Source organism: Ruegeria halocynthiae, assembly GCF_900106805.1.
Classification (GTDB): domain Bacteria; phylum Pseudomonadota; class Alphaproteobacteria; order Rhodobacterales; family Rhodobacteraceae; genus Ruegeria; species Ruegeria halocynthiae.
In genome coordinates this window covers 1,714,403-1,734,846 of sequence record NZ_FNNP01000001.1, presented here as the reverse complement: position 1 = coordinate 1,734,846, position 20,444 = coordinate 1,714,403, and the positions used below count along the sequence as shown (strand labels likewise).

Below are 20,444 nucleotides of genomic sequence, written 5' to 3'. Positions count from 1 at the left end.
ACCTGTCCCGACTACTGTATCACGCGCACCCGTTGCCGTTCTCCTAGCCCGCTTTCATATTTGCGGATCGCATCCGCGAATTCCAGCGAGTTCAGGGTGTCGTCGCGGCCCTCAAGATGGGCAGTCTGTGTCGCGTCGTCCATTTCAAACGGCAGCTTTGCCTCGCCCATTCTGATGACTCGGTTTTCGATATCAATCGTGTAGTTGACGCCATCCTCATGGGACGCCGCATGCATCAACCGATCCCGCACCTCGGGACTGACCATGGCCAAGGCAAGGCCATTCTTGCGCGCATTGTCATAAAAAATGCCCGCAAAGCTAGTGCCGATGATGCCCTGAACGCCCAGTTGAACCAGTCCCCAGACCGCGTGTTCCCGGCTGGACCCGCAACCGAAATTGTCGCCGACAACCAATATTCTGGCCTCATGCCACGGGTGGGTGTTCAGCACAAAATCCGTACGCGGGGTGTTATCCTCGTGAAAGCGCAGATCGGCGAATGTGCCCTCTGCCAGCCCTTCGCGAGTGATCGTGATCAGAAAGCGTTTGGGCATGATCACATCGGTATCAACGTTGGCAAGCGGCAGGGCGGCGGCGAGCCCATGAACAGTTTTAGGCATCTTATTCCGCTCCTTCGCTTAGAAATTCGCGGACATCCGCGATCCGTCCATGGATGGCGGCGGCGGCCACCATTTCGGGATTCATCAAATGGGTGCGTGCACCACGGCCCTGCCGACCTTCGAAATTGCGGTTGGTCGAGGACGCAATCCGCTCGCCATCCAGGGCGATATCGTCATTCATCGCAAGGCACATCGAACAGCCGCTTTCCGGGCGCCAGTCAAAGCCTGCTTCGATAAACACCCGGTCGATCCCCTCAGCCTCGGCCTGTAGACGGGTATAGGTCGAGCCGGGCACGACGATGGCGTTCACCGATCCAGCGACCTTTTTGCCCTGCAGGATTGAGGCAGCCGCGCGCAGATCCTCGATACGGCTGTTGGTGCACGAGCCGATAAAGGCGCTGTCGATCTCGATATCGGTGATCGCCTGACCGGCCCTCAGGTCCATATAGTTTAGTGCGCGGTTCAGCGCCTCGCGTGCCTTTGGCGTCATCCCCTCGGTCTCGGCGGGGACCAAGCTGTCGACTGGAACGGACTGATCCGGGCTGGTGCCCCAACTGACAAGCGGGGCAATCTCGGCAGCGTCAATCTCGAACATCGTGTCATATTCCGCGCCCGCGTCCGAATTCCAGGCCAGACCGCCAAAATCAAGTGTGCCGCTATGCGCGCGCCCCTTGATTGTCTCAAGCGCCTTTTGGTCCGCCCCGATCAGGGCGGCCCGTCCGCCCAACTCAACCGCCATGTTGCAGATCGTCATCCGCCCGGACATTTCCTGCGCGCGGATGGCCGAGCCGGAAAACTCGACAGCATAGCCATTGGCACCGCCCGCACCGACCACCTGAACGACCTTCATGATGATGTCCTTGGCGGTCACACCGGGGGCAATATCCCCATCGATTTTTACCAGCATGGTCTTCAGCCGCTTATAGCGCAGGGTCTGCGTCGCCAGCACATGTTCAACCTCGGACGTACCGATGCCAAAACCAAGCGCTCCGAAGGCCCCATAGGTTGTGGTATGGCTGTCGCCGCAGGCGATCAGCATCCCCGGCGCGACAAGCCCTTGTTCAGGGACAACCACATGTTCGATCCCCTGGCGGCGGTCGCCCAGGCCGTAGAAGGCGATGTTGTGCTTCTTGCAATTGGCTTCCAGATTGTCGATCAGCAGCTTGGAGGCCGCATCATGCGGATCGCGCTGCCGTGTGGCATTCACGTGATCGACCACCGACAGATGGGCCTCGGGCCGCCAAACGGAAAGCCCTTTCTGATCCAGTCCGGAAAAGGCCTGCGGGCTGGTGTATTCGTTCATGATGTGGAAGTCGACATAGACCAGCATGTCGCCGTCCGGCAGATCGCAGACTTTATGTGCGTCCACAAGTTTATCGTAAAGCGTCCTGCTCATTCGGCAGCATCCTTCTGTTCGATCTGGCGCAGGAAAAATGCGCGCATTCGGCTGGCAATTTCGTCCGGTATCTCTTCGGCCATGTAGTGCGTGGCATCGACGGCCTCGCCCTCGACCCGGTGCGCTCGCTCCTGCCACAGCGCCATCGCGTCGAAACAGGTCTCAATCACCCCGCGCCTGGCCCATAGGACCATCAAAGGTTGTTCAACCTTGCGGCCGTCGTCCTGATCGTCATGTTCGATGTCGATGGTCGCCGCGGCGCGGTAGTCTTCGCACGCGGCGTGGATGGCCTCAGGCGTGCTGAAGGCATTGATGTACTCGTCGAGCGCCGCAGGGATAAAGGGATTTTCGCCCTTGGCCTGATTGAAGCATTTCAATTTCCAGAACTGCGCGGGGTCGTTGCCGATGATCTGTTCCGGGATGGGGTGTTTCTGAATCAGAAAGAACCAGTGCCAATAAGCGCGCGCAAATTCCATTGAGGTATCGCGATACATTTCGCGAGTCGGTGCGATGTCCAACAGGGCGATTGCGCGGACTTTTTGGGAATGATCCAGCGCCATTCGGTGGGTGACACGCGCACCGCGATCATGTGCACCGACCAGAAAAGTCTTGTTCCCCATCTGAGACATGACGGAGACCATGTCTTTTGCCATTTCGCGTTTCGAATAGGGCGTATGCCGATCATCTGAGACGGGTTTGGACGACCGACCATATCCGCGCAGGTCCGGGCAGATGACATGGAACTGATCTGTGAGCTGGGGGGCAACCGCATGCCACATGGCCGATGTCTGCGGATAGCCGTGCAACAGCAAAAGGCCCGGATTGCCGGGGTCACCACCGTGGCGAACAAAGATTTTCTGCTCGCCGACATTTAGAGTCAGTTCCTCGAAATCCAGAAACATACTAGTGCGCTCCGCTTAATCGATTGGTTATTCAATATAGTCGACTTTTTCGACAACATTCATCGGTTTTACTGATCAATTCTTACGAAAAATCATCCCCACGCAAGCATGTATTCTCGATCAGCATATTTATTCAGGTCAGACCGGCCTGACAAAAAGGGAGGAAGCCATGAAGTTCTGGAAGACATCAAGTCTGGTCGTTGCGCTTGTCACCGGTGCAGGTGCGACCTTTGCCGCCTGTGACCCGGGCGAGGTCGTCATCAAGTTCAGCCACGTTACCAATACCGACAAACACCCCAAGGGCATCGCAGCGACGTTGCTGGAACAACGCGTCAATGATGAGATGGACGGAAAAGCCTGCATGGAGGTCTTTCCGAACTCAACCCTCTACAATGATGACAAAGTGCTTGAAGCGCTGCTGAACGGTGATGTTCACCTGGCGGCGCCATCGCTGTCAAAGTTCGAAAAGTTCACCAAGAAATTCCGCATCTTCGACCTGCCGTTCCTGTTCAAGAATATTGAGGCGGTCGATGCATTCCAAACCTCGGATGCCGGGCAAGCTCTGCTGGATTCGATGCAGCGTCGCGGCCTTCAGGGGCTGACTTTCTGGCACAACGGCATGAAGCAGATGTCGGCCAATGTTCCGCTGGTTACACCGGCGGATGCGGGTGGGCTAAAGTTCCGGGTCATGTCCTCGGACGTGCTGGTGGCACAGATGGAAGCGATTGGCGGCAGCCCGCAGAAAATGGCCTTTTCCGAGGTCTACGGCGCCCTTCAGCAGGGTGTTGTGGACGGGCAGGAAAACGTCTGGTCCAACATCTACGGCAAGAAGTTCTTCGAAGTGCAGGACGGCATCACCGAGACCAATCACGGCATCATCGACTATCTCGTCGTGACCTCGGTGGACTGGCTGGACAGCCTGGAACCCGAAGTGCGTGATCAGTTCCTGACCATTCTGGGCGAGGTGACCGCGACACGTAACTCGGAATCCTACGCTGTGAACCAGAAAAACCGTCAGGCAATTCTGGATGCGGGCGGAACCATTCGCACGCTGACGGATGAAGAGCGCGAGGCCTGGGTCGTCGCCATGCAACCGGTATGGGAGCAGTTCTCGGGCGATATCGGTCAGGACTCCCTCGACGCAGCAGTTCAGATCAACTCTGGCTTCTGACTCACTCGGCGCGGGCAGGATATTCCTGCCCGTCCTTTGTCAAACAAGCTGCTGTTGGGAGGGTAGGCTATGGCCGACAAACACTCGTTCACGGACCGGATCGAAGAGACCTTGATCGCCGGTATTCTGGGTCTGATGACCACACTGACATTTGCCAACGTCGTTGCCAGATATGTCTTTGATTCAAATATTCTTTGGGCTCTGGAAATGACGGTTTTCCTGTTCGCCTGGCTGGTTCTGCTGGGGTCGTCCTATGCGGTGAAAAAACACGCGCATCTAGGGGTCGATCTAGTGGTGAACATGGTGCACGGCAACGCCCGGAAACGGCTGGCCCTGATCGCCGCCGCGGTTTGTGTCGCTTTCTCACTTCTTATGCTGAAGGGATCCTGGGATTACTGGGCCAACTTCGCCAACCTGCCTGCCACCGAAGGGCGCTGGTTCCCGCTTGGGTTCGAGCAAGACTACCTTGAAAAGGGCTGGTACGAGACCAACGACATCCCGATGCCCGGTATTCTCGCCTGGATGGCAGACACCTTCAACGAGGGCGAAGCCTACGAAAAAATCCCGCGTTTTCTGCCCTATATTGTGCTGCCGGTGTCGATGGCCTTGCTGTTGTTGCGGTTTGTTCAGGCGACATTCAGCATTCTGAACGGAAAGATGGATCGGCTCGTGGCCAGCCACGAGGTCGAAGATGAACTGGCTGAGATTGAAGCCCAGAACGCGGAGGTGAAATAATGGAAGTCGTTCTTCTCTTTGCAATGGTCATCGGCTTCCTGATGATCGGTGTCCCGATTGCAATCTCGCTCGGGATGTCATCCATCCTGTTTTTGCTCTGTTTTTCAGACAGTTCACTGGCGTCGGTCGCGCAGACCTTGTTTGCCGCATTCGAAGGCCACTTTACTCTGCTGGCGATCCCGTTCTTCATTCTGGCCTCGGCCTTCATGACGACGGGCGGTGTGGCGCGGCGGATCATCCGCTTCTCGATAGCATGTGTCGGCCATTTCCCGGGCGGCCTCGCCATTGCAGGTGTGTTTGCCTGTATGTTGTTTGCCGCACTGTCGGGTTCATCGCCAGCCACCGTTGTCGCCATCGGCACAATCGTGATCTCTGGCATGCGGCAGGTCGGATACTCCAAGGAATTCGCCGCTGGTGTGATCTGTAACGCAGGAACATTGGGCATCCTGATCCCACCCTCCATCGTGATGGTGGTCTATGCCGCCTCGGTCGAGGTGTCGGTGGGCCGAATGTTCCTGGCAGGTGTCATTCCGGGGCTGTTGGCCGGTGTGATGCTGATGGTCACCATCTATGTCATCGCCAAGATCAAGAATCTGCCCAAGGGCGAGTGGAAAGGCTGGGGCGAAGTGTTCCAGTCGGGCCGCGAGGCCGGTTGGGGCCTGTTCCTGATCGTGATTATTTTGGGCGGTATCTATGGCGGTATCTTCACGCCGACCGAGGCCGCAGCCGTGGCTGCCGTCTACGCCTTCTTCATCGCCAGTTTTGTCTATAAGGACATGGGTCCGCTGGCCGCCCCCAAAACCCGTAGCCTGTCCGCCGCCGCAGTGTTCGAGGACGCGCCCGCCGGCCCGCGCATTCCCCTGAAGAGCAAGCCCTGGGCAGTTGTCACCGCGATTGTGCATCCGGACACTCAAAAGACCTTGTTTGACGCCGGCAAACTGACGATCACACTGTTGTTTGTGATCGCCAACGCGCTGATCCTGAAACATGTGCTGACGGATGAGCAAATCCCGCAGCAGGTCGCCAATGCGATGCTGTCGGCGGGCTTCGGGCCGGTGATGTTCCTGGTGGTTGTCAACATCATCCTGCTTATCGGTGGTCAGTTCATGGAACCCTCGGGCCTCTTGGTCATCGTGGCACCGCTGGTGTTTCCGATTGCCATCGAGTTAGGCATCGATCCGATCCATCTGGGCATCATCATGGTGGTCAACATGGAGATCGGCATGATCACCCCGCCGGTCGGCCTGAACCTCTTCGTCACCTCGGGCGTGGCTGGTATGCCGATGATGAGCGTGGTCAAAGCAGCCCTGCCGTTCCTGGTCGTGCTGTTCGTATTCCTGATCATCGTTACCTATGTTCCGTTCCTGTCTACATTCCTCCCCAACACGTTCATGGGACCGGAAATTATAACGCAGTGACACGGAATGCGCTGGCGGCAGCTGTCGCCAGCGTATTTTGTTCAAGATAGTAGGATTTGTGCGTCTATTGTGATGGTTCAACGGACCAACAATGCCAGAAGTATCCTTCCCTCGAGGTTGGGGGTTTAGATGGTCAATCTGAAAGTGGCTCAGTCGAATAATCCGGCTCAATTTCCGCTTTATGCGCAGGTCGATCTTACGGTCGCTGTGCGAACATAGCGGTCATTCATAATAAACCAACCGAGGTCCGTTTTGTCCGCGCCCACCTGCCACATGACACTAGAAGTTGAACGTCCGGAATGGTGCGGTTTTCGACGTGCCGCACATGCGAATAACCGAAGCTCTCTAAACGGCAGAAATGGGCTCTTAAACCCATCCGAGCTAGCCGCAGAGAACAACAGCAGTGAGCCCAAAGTGCTGAATGCTGTGATTGAAACGAACGTCAGTTTTCAGGTTCGCGGTTTTTGTCCCTGCTCGTTTCGCCAAACCATCATTGCGAAGTGCTTCCCATCACCCAGATAGTTCGGCAAGGCTATTTCATGTTCAAAACCCGCTTGGAAAGCGATGCCGAGAGGCCGTAGTCCCGATCGTTCCAACGAACCCTTGTCGTCAATTGTCGACCTTTGAAACTCGGTCGTTCCCGACCGTTCGCGGAATCCAGAAAAGCGTGTAGGGAAAGCGACGCCTTGTAAGTTTAGCCTGACAGTCAAATCTTTCAGGGACACAAGGAGCGGACCTATTTCCTTCGATACGTGAGCATGTCCAGGACCTGTTGTATATGCTAGGCGACTGACATATAGCCAAGCTCCATTTTTGTCATGATTTAACGTCGCTCCCTCACCTGTCGCATCCGACCAAACTATTGGCTTTTGTATTAGCTTGCCAGATGTTCGGATCGCGCATGCAAAACTGATGATTTGGTCTTCTTCCTCGCTCACAAACATCGCTTGTGGGAAAGTTCCAAAATAAGCCTCTAGCGTTTCTCGACTGTGATTTGGATGGCAGAATGCTAAGCTTCTCTTGCCTACAGAATTGTGTCCCGGCCTTTTAGGCATTCGCAACATCGGCTCAAGGTCAACCAATTTTGCCCTTCGAGCTGCGTTGTACTTCAACGGCGTCAATCTCCACTGCTTTTGATAATGCTAGTCTTAGCTAACCGATTTACGGCGTTCTTGAAAACAGACCTTGGCGCAGATGCAGCAAAAGTTCACTTTGTCCGCCCTATCGGACCTAAGGCGCTCCTTTTTGTCGACTTCGAATGTCTGCAATGAGCCAAAGTACCTGATGCTGCGTAGGGCTTGAATGGCGGATGAGCACAGTTATTTGACGGCCCAACGATGGACCATCATCACAATAGACGTTGCCGCAGCAAATCATCCCCTATGGTGCCGGTGTGGCAAGCGCGCTTGGTTTGAGCATCGAGTGTGTAGATCTGGCATAAAAACAATTGGCAAGTCCCCGATCTTTTGGGACTTGCCTGACGCTGTGGGTTGTTGGGTAGCGAGCACAGTTTGGTGTTTTTGGGCTTTTCGTCGCCGTGTAAGACAAAACTACGGTTTGGCGACGGCGCTTGGAAAAAACGATTTCCATTTGTGGGCACCTTGGCCGGATCACACATTGCAGCTACCTGGTTTGCATTCGTTTTGATCAACAGTGACGGTGCCGCCTTTGGTCGACACGACCTCCTGTGTCAGAAGACTGCCAATCTCGGACCCCAATTGAAGTTCCGAAACCTGACCAAGGTGATGCGCAACGATCTGCCCCGCCTGATCTACAAGGACAAGGCTTGGTGTGCCGCGCATGCCAAAGCGAGACATCGTGTTTGGCAATGGTCCTGCGCCCTGTTTGTCCACGCCGACAGGGAACGTGATGCGATATTCATGCAGGAAAGCCTGCAAAGACACCGGTGTCATAGCATTGTGATGCTCGAACACGGTGTGCAGGCCAATTACGGCTACCTTCTCTTCAGGAAACGTCCTCTGAATCGACTGCGCCAAGGGAATACCGTGCAGGACACATCCTGGGCACAGCATTTGAAAGGCCTCAATGACGACAACCCGTCCTTTTTGGTTATCTAGGGTTAGGGGCGTGTCTGTGTTGAACCATTCCGTGACGTCTAACTCTGGTGCTTGCATTTTCTTCGTCCTCAGTGGCAGGCAGCCGCCGTGGGTTCGACGGCTGCTCAGTCGAATGTTAGTGAAGCTTGCCCGGCAGGCTCAGATCGCCGGATGCGACGTCGAAGACATCTGTGACGCACAGCAAGGGCGCATGGATATTAGCGTTCACACGCAAGGCCGAGGTGACACCATCGTAAGCGACACCTTCCAGTTCGACGTCGCTGGCGAAGCCTGCGTTCACCGAGATTTCAGGGCCGTCGAACAAGGGCGTAAATCCAGGGCTGTCCAGAAAGATCGGAAACCCAGGCCATGTCGCAGGTAGCTTGGGTAAGGAACCTTCGGGGATGTCACGCACCGCAAGCGCGTCGGGTCCGCAAGCTTCGGTCGGGGTCAACACAACCCAATGGCTGTGCCATTCGATGCCGTCATTCGCCGGGTCGCCGTCACCGTTCTCATCAAAAAGCGGTGTGTCATCAAAATCGGGATGGCTGGTTGCGGCCATTGCAAGGATGCCTGTGCCGCCTTCGAACCCAACGGCCGATGGGTCCAAAGAAGTAGGCCAGACATAGGACCAGACGTCTGATCCACCGACCTTTCCGGTTGCCGCCGGAACCGAGGCACCAGCCACTCCATTCGTTGTCATGTGAAAAGTGACCGTGTTTCCATTGCGGTGCGCGTGCGCGGCCAGAATGTCAAAGTCCGCGACTTTACTGGCGTCTGCCGAAGATATGATCGCGCCATCCTGATGAATGGCATGGTTCTCATCAGCAAGGGCGGTACCGCCGATGACCAAGGCCAAAGTAGAAGTGAGCGTTGAAAGTTTCATGAGTGCCTCCGATTAAAAGATAGCGAGTCGCTACTATAGTGAGAAATACATTGCAACAATAATTTCGAGTCGCTACTAAAAGCGTTATGAACACAGATCATCGCATACGCACACTGATCAACCGTTTGGCCCGGATTGATGCGTCCGAAGGATGGGTGGGAGATTTGAATCCGACTCAGAGAATGGCGCTCGAGTACCTCGCTGAGGCGAACATGTTCTCGCGCTCGCCGTCGCATGTTGCGGAATACATCGGAACAACCCGTGGAACGATGTCACAGACGCTCAAAGCTTTGGCGCGCAAAGGCTATGTAGAAGAGCATCGCAAAGAACATGATCAGCGGTCGATTTCCTACGAACTCACAAAAGAAGGGGCCGAGATCGTACGTCAGTCAAACCCTGTTGCCCAGGCAATTGGAGATATGCCCTTAGAAAACCAAGCCATGCTTGAGCAGGGGCTGATGCAAGGCCTCAGTCTGGCTTTGGCCGTAAATGGAGGCCGGTCCTTCGGACAATGCAAATCCTGCGCCCATCATGATGTCACGACGGAAAACGGTTTTTGCAAATTGTTGTGTGTTTCATTGGAGCCCGGCGAAAAAGACAAGATCTGCATTGAGCACGAGGAAGCCAGATGAACCATCCTGAACTGTCGGCAAACATCGACGGCATTTTCCTTGGAGCCATCAGAGATCGCTGGGAAGGTAAACCCTCGTCGGCCATTCAGAAAGACCGGGTGAACGGGCGGCAAGCTATTACCTCGCTTGGATTTTCCGGGGACGCTCAAGCGGATCTGACTGTGCATGGTGGCGAAGACAAAGCCATCCATCATTATGCTTTTGATCACTATTCGGCTTGGCAAGCAGAGGGCCTAATGGCACCCGGCACAATACCAGCGGCGTTTGGCGAGAACATTTCAACGGCGGGACTGATCGAGGAAAACCTCTGCATCGGCGACATCCTGTCACTCGGGACGGCGGTAGTTCAAATTAGCCAGGGGCGACAGCCGTGCTGGAAACTTGGGCTACATACGGGGCGCAAGGAAATGCCTTACCAGTTTCAGAGGACGGGCCGAACCGGATGGTACTACCGTGTCCTCGAACCTGGCGAAGTTGGCGCCGGTGATCGGATCACCTTGGCTGAAAGGCCAAATCCCAATTGGTCTGTATTGGCTGTAACACGCGCGCGGCTGACTCGTCGCATTCCGCCGGAAGATGCCGAGGTTTTGTCTCAGATGGAAGAACTTGCTGAAGGTTGGCGACAAGCTTTTAGCCGAATGGCTGAAGGCAATGCCAAGGAGGATACATCGGCAAGGCTTGGAAGCTCAGGATAAGACACCCAACGCGCGTTCAGTCATAAGGTAATTTCCTCGAACTTAGTAACCTTCTCAACTCCATAACGGTCAAATCCCCGTTTGTCAGTCGCTGGGTAGAGCAAGCAAAAAATGAGACATCAACTCCAGCATCGATGAAATGCCATTAAGCGCCTTGGGCCAGAAATGCTTGACGTTTGGGTCAAAATTGAATGACGTGATTGACCTGTTTATTGAGGTTTTGGCCGTCAATTGAGTCAAATATCAGTGACGTTCCACATCTCTTGTTGAACGTCACACGAACCTGACCCAACCGTCACAGTTGGACCAGAAAAGCAGTGAACGTTCGACATCAGAAGGCGCCCCCAACGTTGCACATCAGTTGAATTTGACCTTTGCGTCGTCAGCTAACACGCCGCCCCCATTTCATACTCCCGCAGATAGTTTGGTTTGATCTGACTTCCCTTTCGGAAAATCAGAGCTGATTTGTAGGTCAGACACCGAAGCTGCCTGTTCCTGCTAATCTGCCACGTGGCGAACGCGGGAGGGGGAGGGCCGCGCCCTCACCCTAACGGCCAGGGCGTTTGGCTTGTCCAATTGCCGCTGGCCCAAAAAACGGAAAGTGGTGGGGAAGAAAGCCCACCGCAATTTGCGATTGTATCATTCTGTCGAACTGAAAAAGTAACAGTTAGCCACCAAGCAGACCTTCGCTGCTAGTGCAGCACTAGGCCTTAGTGACGGCGGCAATGCCCTGGAAGCGGACTTTAAATCAAAGACGCAGTGTTTTGGGGTCGTGGACAGCAGCTATGCGTGCAAACTGGACTTGCGCAACTGCGCCCATTGCTGACACAGCAATTGTTGGCACGTGCGGCACGTCTTTCGCTGCGGCGCAGCCATTGCTGCTAATCCAGCCGCTCATTAGCATTGATCTTGCCCGAAGCGAAACCATGCTATCGCCGCTGCTTGTTCCAACAAGCTAAGGGTGGACAAAGTGCCTATTTGGGGTCGCTAAATGGGCGTGCATCTACATTTAGCAGGACATGTTGTTCGATCATCTTCGAATTGCCACCTTCATTTTTTGTTGTTTTGTTGTTTTGTTGTTTTGTTGTTTTGTTGTTTTGTTGTTTTGCTGTTTGCCCATTGGTGAAGTCGGGTTTCGGATTTGAAAGATCACTCAGTATTTTTATACCTGAGCCTATGAATTTGGTTTTCGCAAGAATGCGATTTCACTTTATGGTTGTTCTGTTAAGACTTCCTCATGACCCCTTGAAGCGCGAAGTTGCACACGCAAGCTTAAAGGGAGCCGACATGTCGACCGAGCCTGTCTCTATGGGTGAAGATCAATTCGCGTTAAAGCAAATGCAGAAATCACTTTGGGAGCAAAAGATGAGAACGCCAGCCAGAATCCTTGGAACCGCATTATTGTTGGGCACATTCGCGTCTGTGCTCGTAGCACAAACATCGGAAGAAAAGAAAACGCCTGAAAGTGTTCTGTTTGTTCAACATGCAGAAAAAGCGACGCTTGCGGACAATACACTCACCTTGGAAGGCGCCGATAAAAACGTCATCGTGTTCGCTGATCGCCCACATCGAGCCGCAGCCACCATCCCCGTGGTTGAGCTTGTAAAAACATGGGGCGAAGGCGCGGACAGTTTTGCCTCTGATCCACCGAATGCCGCATTGGTCGGCGAAACTGATGATGGCGAACCAGTCTCTTTGATCGTCGAAATACGCAATCCGGTGCTGAGCGAGAATTCTATTAGTTATCAATACAGTATTATTGAAGGGGATGATCAAGGCGCAATCAACAACCCCTATGTTGTGATTGATATGAGCTATCTGGATCAAAACATCGCTTCGACGTTCGCCACAGTTAGCCAAGCGGTCGGAATTCCAACGCCATCTTCCGGCTTAAACTGGACCACGACCGACTAATGCCATGCAACAAAAATGATGCGTGTAACTCATGCGCAGACGATCTTGAAGCGAGGATATGAAATGAACCGAGCACTAAAAAATGTACTTGTCATCTTGGCAACGATTGGTCTTACGACCGCAGCCATGGCGGAAGCATCGGACGACAAACCTACACCTGAAAGTGTACTATTTGTTCAGCACGCCGATACCGCGACACTGTCGGATGGGACCCTTACATTGAAGGGGGTGGACAAGAATGTGGTTGTATTTACAGACAGGCCGCACCGCGCCGCAGCGACTGTCCCGATCGCAGAGCTTTTGAGAGCTTGGGATGAGGGCGCAGACAGTTTTGCTGCTGATCCACCAAATGTTGCGTTGGTGGGGCAGTCTGACGATGGAAAACCCGTCTCCTTAGTCCTTGAAATGAGTAATCCGGTTCTGAATGATGGAGCAATGAGCTTTCAATTCACTCTGATCGAAGGCACGGAGGTCGGACAAATCGACCACCCGTACTTAGTGATTGATGATTGGGGTTGGGAAGCTGTGACTGACACTCTTGCCGGCGCAGTAAATACAGCTGTCGGCGGCGGTGAAAACCAACTTATTTCTGGAGTTGCGTTGGGAAATTCAACTTCGAACACGGATTGAAATTCGGTGAGTTCACTGACCGTTTAGCGACGAGCTGTGAACTCACCAACAATCATCTAGGCATCCTTCCCAGAAGTTGTGGAGTTAGGCTCATGAGAATCCAATTGGTCACCGCGATAGTGACTGCAACGTTCGCGACGACAATCGCAAATGCAGACGATGCACCGGAAAAAAGCTATCTCTTTGTCGAGGTTGGCGAAAAAGCCGAACTCACCGATGGTCAGCTCATCCTGCTCGGCGTGGGGGACGAGGTATCTGTCTTTTCAGACCGTCCCTATCGTGATGCCGGTTTCATCACGCGCGCAGAGCTTTTTGAAATCTGGGGTAAAGGCGAGAATAACTTTGAAGAAAACCCACCTAATGTTGCCTTGACGGGGAGCGTGGGCGGCAAATCTCAAGTTGTCATTCTTGAAATCTCAAACCCGAAAGTCAGCGATGATCAGGTCACCTATGATTACACGTATGTCGAGGGCTCTGACGCCATGGCATTCGATAATCCGGTAATGGTGATTGACTCATTTTCATGGCGTCCACCCTACAGCTGCTGCATCTGAGGCTTCGGCCACCAAATTGTCGAGGATAAGAGAATTCACCAGATTGATCGGACAAATCTGGCCATCGCCGCCCGTTTTGTGAAACATCACCAAGGTTCTGAATTGTGCTGTTTGTTATCCAATGGAAATGCTAGTGCTTCCTCTGGATCGTAAGGCAAGAATAATACCTGAAAATCTCAGCTGCGCGCCCATAGTCAGGCGCGTAGCACATTTGAGACCCACAGAATTGTACCACAAAATTGCTTCAGGCGTCGGGCACCCACAGCAATCGTTGTGCATTCTGCACTGATCAATTTATCAATTATTAAGATCCGCCATATTGGCAGAAAGACATTGCGCCACAGAAGTCGGATGTGGATAGTGATCTAACCCCCTGCCAAACAACCGAGCACTTGATGAACTCAGCTACTTTTCTCTTCAGCACTCTGGCTGTGTTTGCACTCGCCAGTGCTGGTGTGGCACAGACAGAAACGCCAGCGCCGCCTAGTGTGGTCGTTGCATCGGCCACGATGCAAGAACTGCAGAAACAGGATGAATTCGTAGGACGCGTTGTTGCTGATCAGAGCGTCGATTTGCAGGCTCGTGTCGAGGGTATTCTCGAAGAGGTCAATTTTACGGAAGGCGGCACCGTTAAAAAGAGCGACGTGCTGTTCCGGATCGAAAAGAGAAAATACGCAGCAAGCGTTGACAACGCACAGGCCGCGCTAAAAAGCGCTCAGGCCTCGGCACAAAGCGACAAGGCAGACCTGGACCGGCAACAAACATTGTTTGACAAAGGCGATATTCCGCAAGCCATTCTGGATGCCGCCAAAGCGACGTATGCCGAAGGTCAGGCCGCTGTGGATGAAGCCATTGCCGATCTCAAGATCGCACAAATAGATCTCGACTATACCGAAATTGTCAGCCCCTTGGACGGGCGGATCGGATTGTCTGCGGTCGATGCAGGCAATATTGTTGATTCCGACAGCGGAGTTCTTGCGACAGTTTCAAGTATCGATCCCATTTTGGTCAGCTTTTTTGTCAGCGAACCTGTATTACTGCGCGAACGCCGCAACGGGTCCATCACACAGAACGAAATAAAACTGACGACGCAGATCACGCTGGCTGATGGTGGCGTTTTCCCCTCAGATGGCAAAGTCACCTACGTCGGCGATAGTGTCGGTCAGGACACGGGCACCGTCGAGTTGCGGGCTACATTTGCAAATCCGGACGGGGTTTTGATCCCTGGACAGTTTGTCACTGTTTCCCTGAGTGGCTCAGAAGACCCAAAGGTACTGACCGTCCCTCGCAATGCCGTACAGTTCGACAAGCAGGGTTACTTTGTGTTTTCCGTTGATGACAAGAATACTGTTCACCGTATGAACATCGAAATTGGCACCCAGTCCGCGACCAGAACTCAGGTTAAGTCAGGGCTGAAGGAGGGTGACCGGGTCGTTGTGCAAGGTTTGCAAAAAATTCACGATGGCTTGGTCGTAACACCAGTCGACAGCCAGAGTTAGGTAAGGGATTGATCTCTCACTACTTCATCAACAGGCCGCATTTTGCCGCTGTTGTCGCGATCTTGATGGTACTATTTGGCGCGGTCTGTGTTCGGCTGATACCTATTTCTGAATACCCCGACATTGCTCCACCGCAGATCTATGTTCAGGCCAGTTACCCAGGTGCCGATGCGCAGGTTATTCAGGAATCTGTTGCGGCGCCGATCGAAGAGCGTGTGAACGGGATCGAGGGCATGTTGTACATGCAGTCCAAAAGTTCGAATGATGGCAGCTATGACCTGAGCGTTTCATTCGAATTGGGAACGGATCCAAACGTCGCTGCAGTTGAGGTGCAAAATCGGATCGCGCTCGCCAGTGCGGAATTACCATCAGAAGTGCAACAGCAGGGTATCGAAGTCACAAAACAATCCGGAAATATGATCCTGGTGATCAACCTGACTTCTCCGGACGAATCCCGGGATGAGCTGTATCTGAGTAACTATGCGGCCGAGTTCCTGCATGATCCCCTGCAACGCCTTCCAGGCGTCGGCGGCGTTTCGCAATTTGGTCAGTTGGAATACAGCATGCGGGTTTGGATCAATCCGGTTCGCATGGCTGCGCTGAATATCACCGCGGCAGAGATAGCAGACGCCATTGAAGCGCAGAATGTCGTTGCAGCTGCTGGGCAAGTCGGAGCCCCACCTTTCGGAGAGGCACGAACGGATTTTCAGCTTAAGTTGCGTGCAGAAGGTCTGTTGCGAGAAGCAGAGGAATTTGGGCGGATCATCGTTTCGACGGGCGAAGACGGATCAGTCACGCGGCTAGAAGATGTCGCCCGGATCGAACTGGGCTCTGCCACTTATGCCGGGTCGTCGCAACTGAATGGTCAGGACACAGCAACAATTGCCGTGCATCAGGAAAGCACGGCGAATGCGCTCGACATCTCGGACAGCATTCACAGCCTAATGGATGAACTATCTAAGAAGTTCCCTGACGGCGTTTCATATGAGATTACCTACGACGTGACGGACGCTGTTCGTGTGTCGATAGAAGATATTCTGAAGACCCTTGCGCTCACCGCGGGTTTGGTGATCGCCGTGACGTTTTTCTTTTTGGCGAGTTTCCGAGCAACCATCGTCCCTGCCATTGCGATCCCGGTATCATTACTTGGCGCCATTGCGCTGATTTATGCAATTGGATTCAGCGCCAACATGATCACGCTGTTTGCCCTGGTTCTCGCCATCACACTGGTCGTGGACGACGCGATCATAATCATTGAAAACGCCGAACGCATCCTGAAGGAAGATGGCCTGGACCCGCGCGAGGCCACTTTGAAGGCGATGTCGCAGGTTAACCGGCCTATCATCGCAACCACCTTTGTTCTTGCCGCCGTGTTCGTGCCGGTTTGCTTCTTTCCCGGTGTGACGGGGACGATTTACTACCAGTTTGCGGCGACAATTATCTTCGCGTTTGTTCTGTCCGCTGTGAATGCGCTGACCCTTGCTCCGGTGCTGTGTGCCATGGTCCTGAAGTCCGGGGCCAAGCCGATTGGCGTGTTGCGTTTTGTTCCTGCAGTGGTTTCATGGGTCAGAACACAGTATGTGCGTCTCGTAGCGCTCATGCTGCGATACCTCGCGATCTCGTTGTTTGTTTTTGCTGCAGCCGTTGGCGGAACGATTTATCTCTTCAAAACTGTCCCAACCGGTTTAATCCCACAAGAGGACAACGGTGTCTTGCTGGCGGCGATGGCGTTGCCGGACGGTGCATCGCTTCAGCGCACTCAGGCTTTCATGGCAAAGGCTGGTGCGGTTATCGAACAGGCTCCGGGGGTGGACACAGTGACTACAGTGTCCGGCGCAAGCATGCTGGCTGGTGGCCGATCAAACGCTGGTATGGCGATTGTGACACTCAAACCCTGGGACCAACGAAAAACCCCGAACCTGCATTGGAACGCCATCATGCAGGATTTGGACAAGCAACTCGCCACGTGGCCCGAGGCTGAAAGCTATGTGTTTCCATTTCCCACCATCCACGGGCTGGGCTCAACAGGTGGTATATCGGTCGAGCTTCTGGATCTTGAAAAAGGCGATGGGGAAAAGCTGGAATCGGTGATGAACGCCTTTGTGACAGCGTTGAATTCCGCGCCGGAATTTGTCCGCGCAAATGGCAGTTTTTCAGGACAGACGCCGCAATATCGGCTCTTGCTGGATCGGGATCGAGCCGAGGCGCTGGGCGTTAACGTTTCAGATATATTCACAGCTTTGCAGGCCAATCTCAGCACATATTTTGTTGATAACTTCATTCTGTCCGAGCGGGTGTATTGGGTAGTTATCTCGGCTGATGCCCAATATCGCCAAACCCTGGATGACGTGGGCAATATCTATGTCAAAAACAGTGCGGGCGACTCGCTGCAACTTCGAAATTTCGTAAGCAGCGAACCGGTCCTCGCGCCAGATTCGATCCCCCGTTACAACCTGTTCACGGCAGCATCGGTCAGTGCGCAACTTGCAGAGGATATCAGCTCGGGTGCAGGAATTGCGGCGATGCAGAGAATAGCAGACAAAACACTTCCCGACGGGTTCCGGATTGAATGGTCGGGCGTCACGCAAGAGGAAGTGAAGTCTCAGAATTTGGTGCCCTACATTATGCTCTTTGCCCTTGTGCTGGCTTACCTGTTTTTGGTGGTTTTGTACGAAAGCTGGGTTCTGCCTTTATCGATCATTACATCGACAGTCTTTGCGTTGTTGGGCGCGCTGATACCTCTGGCACTGTTTCCGTTTTTGACCAGCAATATCTTTGCCCAAGTGGGAATGGTTTTGCTCATTGGATTGGCCGCTAAGAAAGCTATCATGGTGGTAGAGTTCGCAAACCAGCAGCGCCTGTCTGGTGCAAGCATTCGTGATGCGGCCCTAAAAGCAGCAGAGATCCGGTTCCGGCCTGTCACAATGACAGGCTTGTGTTTTATTGTCGGGGTTCTTCCACTGGTGCTGTCCAGCGGGGCAGGTGCAGCCGCCCGGGTATCGATTGGTTATCCCGTCCTGTTCGGCATGATACTCGACAGTACGCTGGGGCTATTGATGATCCCGGTTTTATACACCGCGTTTCAGGCGCTTAGAGAGTATCTGGTCCGCCTGAGACCTCGTTCCAAACATGCGTGACGCTTGGAAACAGGGCGTGCACCCACCCAGCCGAATCGAATGATCAAGATGGTGTCTGGCACCTGAAAACAGCGCTATTCGCTCGGGTCCGGTCTCGACAGAGTAGCCTGCAATCGCCACTCGCTCAGCGGGACAATTGTCTTGTCAGTTGCGCTCTTGATGCTTTCAAACGTAACGGAAATCGTTTGAAGGGTGTCGGAGTTTTGAACGCCTAAATCGATCATTAATCTGCTGACACCGGTATTGGGGTTCTGATCGGCACAGTCCGAATTGTACGGTGTTTTGCAAGGATCCGCTGAACGCAATGTAAAACGGCCCTCTGGTGGAGATAGAATGCGCGCCAATAGTTCTTTGCCGTCCTTACGCAGTATAGCAGTCTGCCCATCAATGTGGATCTGCGCATCCGTATGCATGGTCCAGAATACAGGTTCACTATGGCCTCGTTTAATTTCGTCCTGAACCACGACCGTATTCCCTTCGATCAAGGCAATGCCGCGTCTAACGGTACCCACGGGCTGGGCATACGGTTCTGAAAGGTCTGCGATTGCAAAGGTGAAATCGGGAAACTGCCCAAACTCTTCGATCTGTGCGCGACCAGTCGTTTGCTGATTTGCAGAATTAAAGGTCAGTGTATTTTGACCGATGGTGGCGGTACGATAATAGTCAAAACGCTTGTTGGTGAAGTAACCCGGTAAGTGATAGTTTCCGATCCCAAGATCAACTGCCCATCGCACGCCATCGGCTTCAAGAACAAATGTTCCGGCATCGAGGTTATTGTGGTGACTGCGCAGTGGCCCTGCCTTGAAGCCGACATAGGTTGCTTGCGGATCATCCCAAGCCGTTCTCATTGTCACAAGCCCTAAGCCGCCAAACCAAAACGAATTTTGCCGCCCGTCGATCGACTTAGCCTTGGTTTTTTGCCGCCAGATCAAATCCAGCGCAATGTGTGAAGAAGGTTTGGAGCCGGAGACACGAAGGTTGTAGTCGGGCCGGTTAAAATGCGACGCAAGCCAAGTCAAAGCGACCAGATCAGTGTTAGTGTCGCTGTCGCCGTAGTTAAACAACATGCCGGACGGTCCGGTCGCATGCGTAAGATAGTCACCAAAATTCGCCATTCCGTCGGTTTTAGACAAATCAAAATCGTGCCCAAGGACAGTTTCCAGAGACGTGATTGCTATTGCCGCATCCCGCGCGGACAAGGCGCCATACATGGGTCCTTCTGGCCACGCCCCATCCGGAGCGAGCATGGCAAACCCATTCCGGATCGAAGTCTGAGCGCTTTCGATAGTCTGCGTCGCCAGCTCTGGCTCAGCTTCAGAGACCGCAAGGGCTGCAACGATCATTCCGGTATTGCAGATGATATTCCAATTAAACGATGCGACTGGCCAGGTGATATCTGCAGTTGCAGTACCATCCGGCAACGTAGTTGGAACCGGCGTAGGATGCACCCAACGCTGCGGGACAACCCATCCCTTGTCGAAATAGGCTTTATCCAGTTTATAGATCCTATTGGCCTCGTTCAGCGCTTTGTCGATAAGAGCTGACCTGATTACGGAGTGTTCGCTTTCATCAAGTGTTTCACCGATCCAGCTGTAGCCGAGCGCAATCGCCAACGTCACTCTGCTTAAGCCCAGGAAATGCTCTGGATGCCAAGTTTCCAGGTCTGCAAGTTGCATAAGCTCCAGTTTGGTTCGTTCAGCATATCGCTTGTCTCGGGTTAGTCGCCACGCCATGCCCAGCGTTGTCAGGCGTTCAACCGGCTTCTGATCAAACCCAACAAATCCCGACTGCAATGTGGAGTCGCGCGCGTTGAGCGCGTCCACAATCGTGGCTCGATCCAAATAAGAATCTGCGGTTGTAAGTAGTGCTTCATAGTCCGAAGCGATAGCAGCGTCTGTTCTGCGAAGGGTTTCAACGCGTTCGACCACGTCATTGGTCAGCATGATTTGCGGCACAACAGCTTCGGACCAAGCACTATTGGTGAAAACAACGATCAGGAACGAGGCCGCAGCATAAGTCGAACGCTGCGACAAAACATTGCCGATGGCCGCGATCATTTGGAATGCTTCCTTTCCTAAAAGATGGCCGAGTCGGCCATCAGAGTTAACATTTCTCACTCGAAGCGACGTTTCTTCTTTCAATCGATCACCTCGAATGTTGTGCATTGAATCTAACCTAAAGAAGAGATCGCAGTCGTCGCT

General features: G+C 53.6%; 16 protein-coding genes. 10 read left to right on the top strand and 6 right to left on the bottom strand.

Annotated features, from left to right (window positions below):
• Positions 1-11 precede the first annotated feature (11 nt).
• From leuD to BLU89_RS08625, 3 genes are read right to left on the bottom strand one after another with little or no spacing between them, the layout of a single operon-like run.
• Positions 12-617: a 3-isopropylmalate dehydratase small subunit gene (gene leuD, locus BLU89_RS08635; RefSeq protein WP_074736076.1), complete on the bottom strand. Its 606-nt coding sequence runs from the start codon at positions 615-617 to the stop codon at positions 12-14.
• Position 618: 1 nt separating this feature from the next.
• Positions 619-2,013 carry a 3-isopropylmalate dehydratase large subunit gene (gene leuC, locus BLU89_RS08630; RefSeq protein WP_074736075.1) on the bottom strand — a complete coding sequence of 465 codons (1,395 nt, stop codon included), beginning with the start codon at positions 2,011-2,013 and terminating at the stop codon, positions 619-621.
• Positions 2,010-2,915 (bottom strand): alpha/beta fold hydrolase, encoded by a 906-nt coding sequence (locus tag BLU89_RS08625; RefSeq protein WP_074736074.1) that lies wholly within the window; start codon positions 2,913-2,915, stop codon positions 2,010-2,012. The genes leuC and BLU89_RS08625 overlap by 4 nt, the downstream gene beginning before the upstream one ends.
• A 169-nt stretch (positions 2,916-3,084) precedes the next feature.
• On the opposite strand from BLU89_RS08625, the gene BLU89_RS08620 reads away from it, so the two are divergent.
• The 3 genes from BLU89_RS08620 to BLU89_RS08610 all read left to right on the top strand — a co-directional run bounded on the left by BLU89_RS08620 (position 3,085) and on the right by BLU89_RS08610 (position 6,239).
• Positions 3,085-4,086: a DctP family TRAP transporter solute-binding subunit gene (locus BLU89_RS08620; protein WP_074736072.1), complete on the top strand. Its 1,002-nt coding sequence runs from the start codon at positions 3,085-3,087 to the stop codon at positions 4,084-4,086.
• A 69-nt stretch (positions 4,087-4,155) separates the two neighbouring features.
• The gene (locus BLU89_RS08615) at positions 4,156-4,821 is read left to right on the top strand and encodes a TRAP transporter small permease (RefSeq protein ID WP_074736070.1); all 666 of its coding nucleotides are present in this window, start codon (positions 4,156-4,158) and stop codon (positions 4,819-4,821) included.
• Entirely contained in the window at positions 4,821-6,239 is a 1,419-nt protein-coding gene (locus BLU89_RS08610) for a TRAP transporter large permease (RefSeq protein WP_074736068.1), read from the top strand. Before BLU89_RS08615 ends, BLU89_RS08610 begins: the two co-directional genes overlap by 1 nt.
• A gap of 1,610 nt (positions 6,240-7,849) precedes the next feature.
• Here the strand turns inward: BLU89_RS08610 and BLU89_RS08600 are convergent.
• Positions 7,850-8,374 (bottom strand): redoxin domain-containing protein, encoded by a 525-nt coding sequence (locus BLU89_RS08600; RefSeq protein ID WP_074736065.1) that lies wholly within the window; start codon positions 8,372-8,374, stop codon positions 7,850-7,852.
• A gap of 58 nt (positions 8,375-8,432) precedes the next feature.
• Positions 8,433-9,182: a hypothetical protein gene (locus tag BLU89_RS08595; RefSeq protein WP_074736063.1), complete on the bottom strand. Its 750-nt coding sequence runs from the start codon at positions 9,180-9,182 to the stop codon at positions 8,433-8,435.
• A gap of 86 nt (positions 9,183-9,268) precedes the next feature.
• Between BLU89_RS08595 and BLU89_RS08590 the strand changes: the two genes are divergently transcribed.
• From BLU89_RS08590 to BLU89_RS08560, 7 genes are all read left to right on the top strand, one after another.
• Complete coding sequence (locus BLU89_RS08590; RefSeq protein ID WP_074736062.1) at positions 9,269-9,814, top strand: MarR family winged helix-turn-helix transcriptional regulator; 546 nt, start codon at positions 9,269-9,271, stop codon at positions 9,812-9,814.
• The gene (locus BLU89_RS08585) at positions 9,811-10,509 is read left to right on the top strand and encodes an MOSC domain-containing protein (protein WP_074736060.1); all 699 of its coding nucleotides are present in this window, start codon (positions 9,811-9,813) and stop codon (positions 10,507-10,509) included. The genes BLU89_RS08590 and BLU89_RS08585 overlap by 4 nt, the downstream gene beginning before the upstream one ends.
• Positions 10,510-11,796: 1,287 nt before the next feature.
• Positions 11,797-12,423, top strand: coding sequence for a hypothetical protein (locus BLU89_RS08580; RefSeq protein ID WP_143030532.1), 627 nt, complete (start codon positions 11,797-11,799; stop codon positions 12,421-12,423).
• 63 nt (positions 12,424-12,486) lie between these two features.
• Positions 12,487-13,053, top strand: coding sequence for a hypothetical protein (locus tag BLU89_RS08575; protein WP_143030531.1), 567 nt, complete (start codon positions 12,487-12,489; stop codon positions 13,051-13,053).
• 92 nt (positions 13,054-13,145) lie between these two features.
• Complete coding sequence (locus tag BLU89_RS08570) at positions 13,146-13,607, top strand: hypothetical protein (protein ID WP_143030530.1); 462 nt, start codon at positions 13,146-13,148, stop codon at positions 13,605-13,607.
• A gap of 395 nt (positions 13,608-14,002) precedes the next feature.
• On the top strand, positions 14,003-15,106 hold the full coding sequence (locus BLU89_RS08565) for an efflux RND transporter periplasmic adaptor subunit (protein WP_074736054.1): 1,104 nt from the start codon (positions 14,003-14,005) through the stop codon (positions 15,104-15,106).
• Between the two features lie 8 nt (positions 15,107-15,114).
• On the top strand, positions 15,115-18,243 hold the full coding sequence (locus BLU89_RS08560; protein ID WP_074736052.1) for an efflux RND transporter permease subunit: 3,129 nt from the start codon (positions 15,115-15,117) through the stop codon (positions 18,241-18,243).
• A 74-nt stretch (positions 18,244-18,317) separates the two neighbouring features.
• Here the strand turns inward: BLU89_RS08560 and BLU89_RS08555 are convergent, their stop codons facing one another.
• Positions 18,318-20,408 carry a heparinase II/III domain-containing protein gene (locus BLU89_RS08555; RefSeq protein ID WP_083347690.1) on the bottom strand — a complete coding sequence of 697 codons (2,091 nt, stop codon included), beginning with the start codon at positions 20,406-20,408 and terminating at the stop codon, positions 18,318-18,320.
• Between the last annotated feature and the right edge of the window lie 36 nt (positions 20,409-20,444).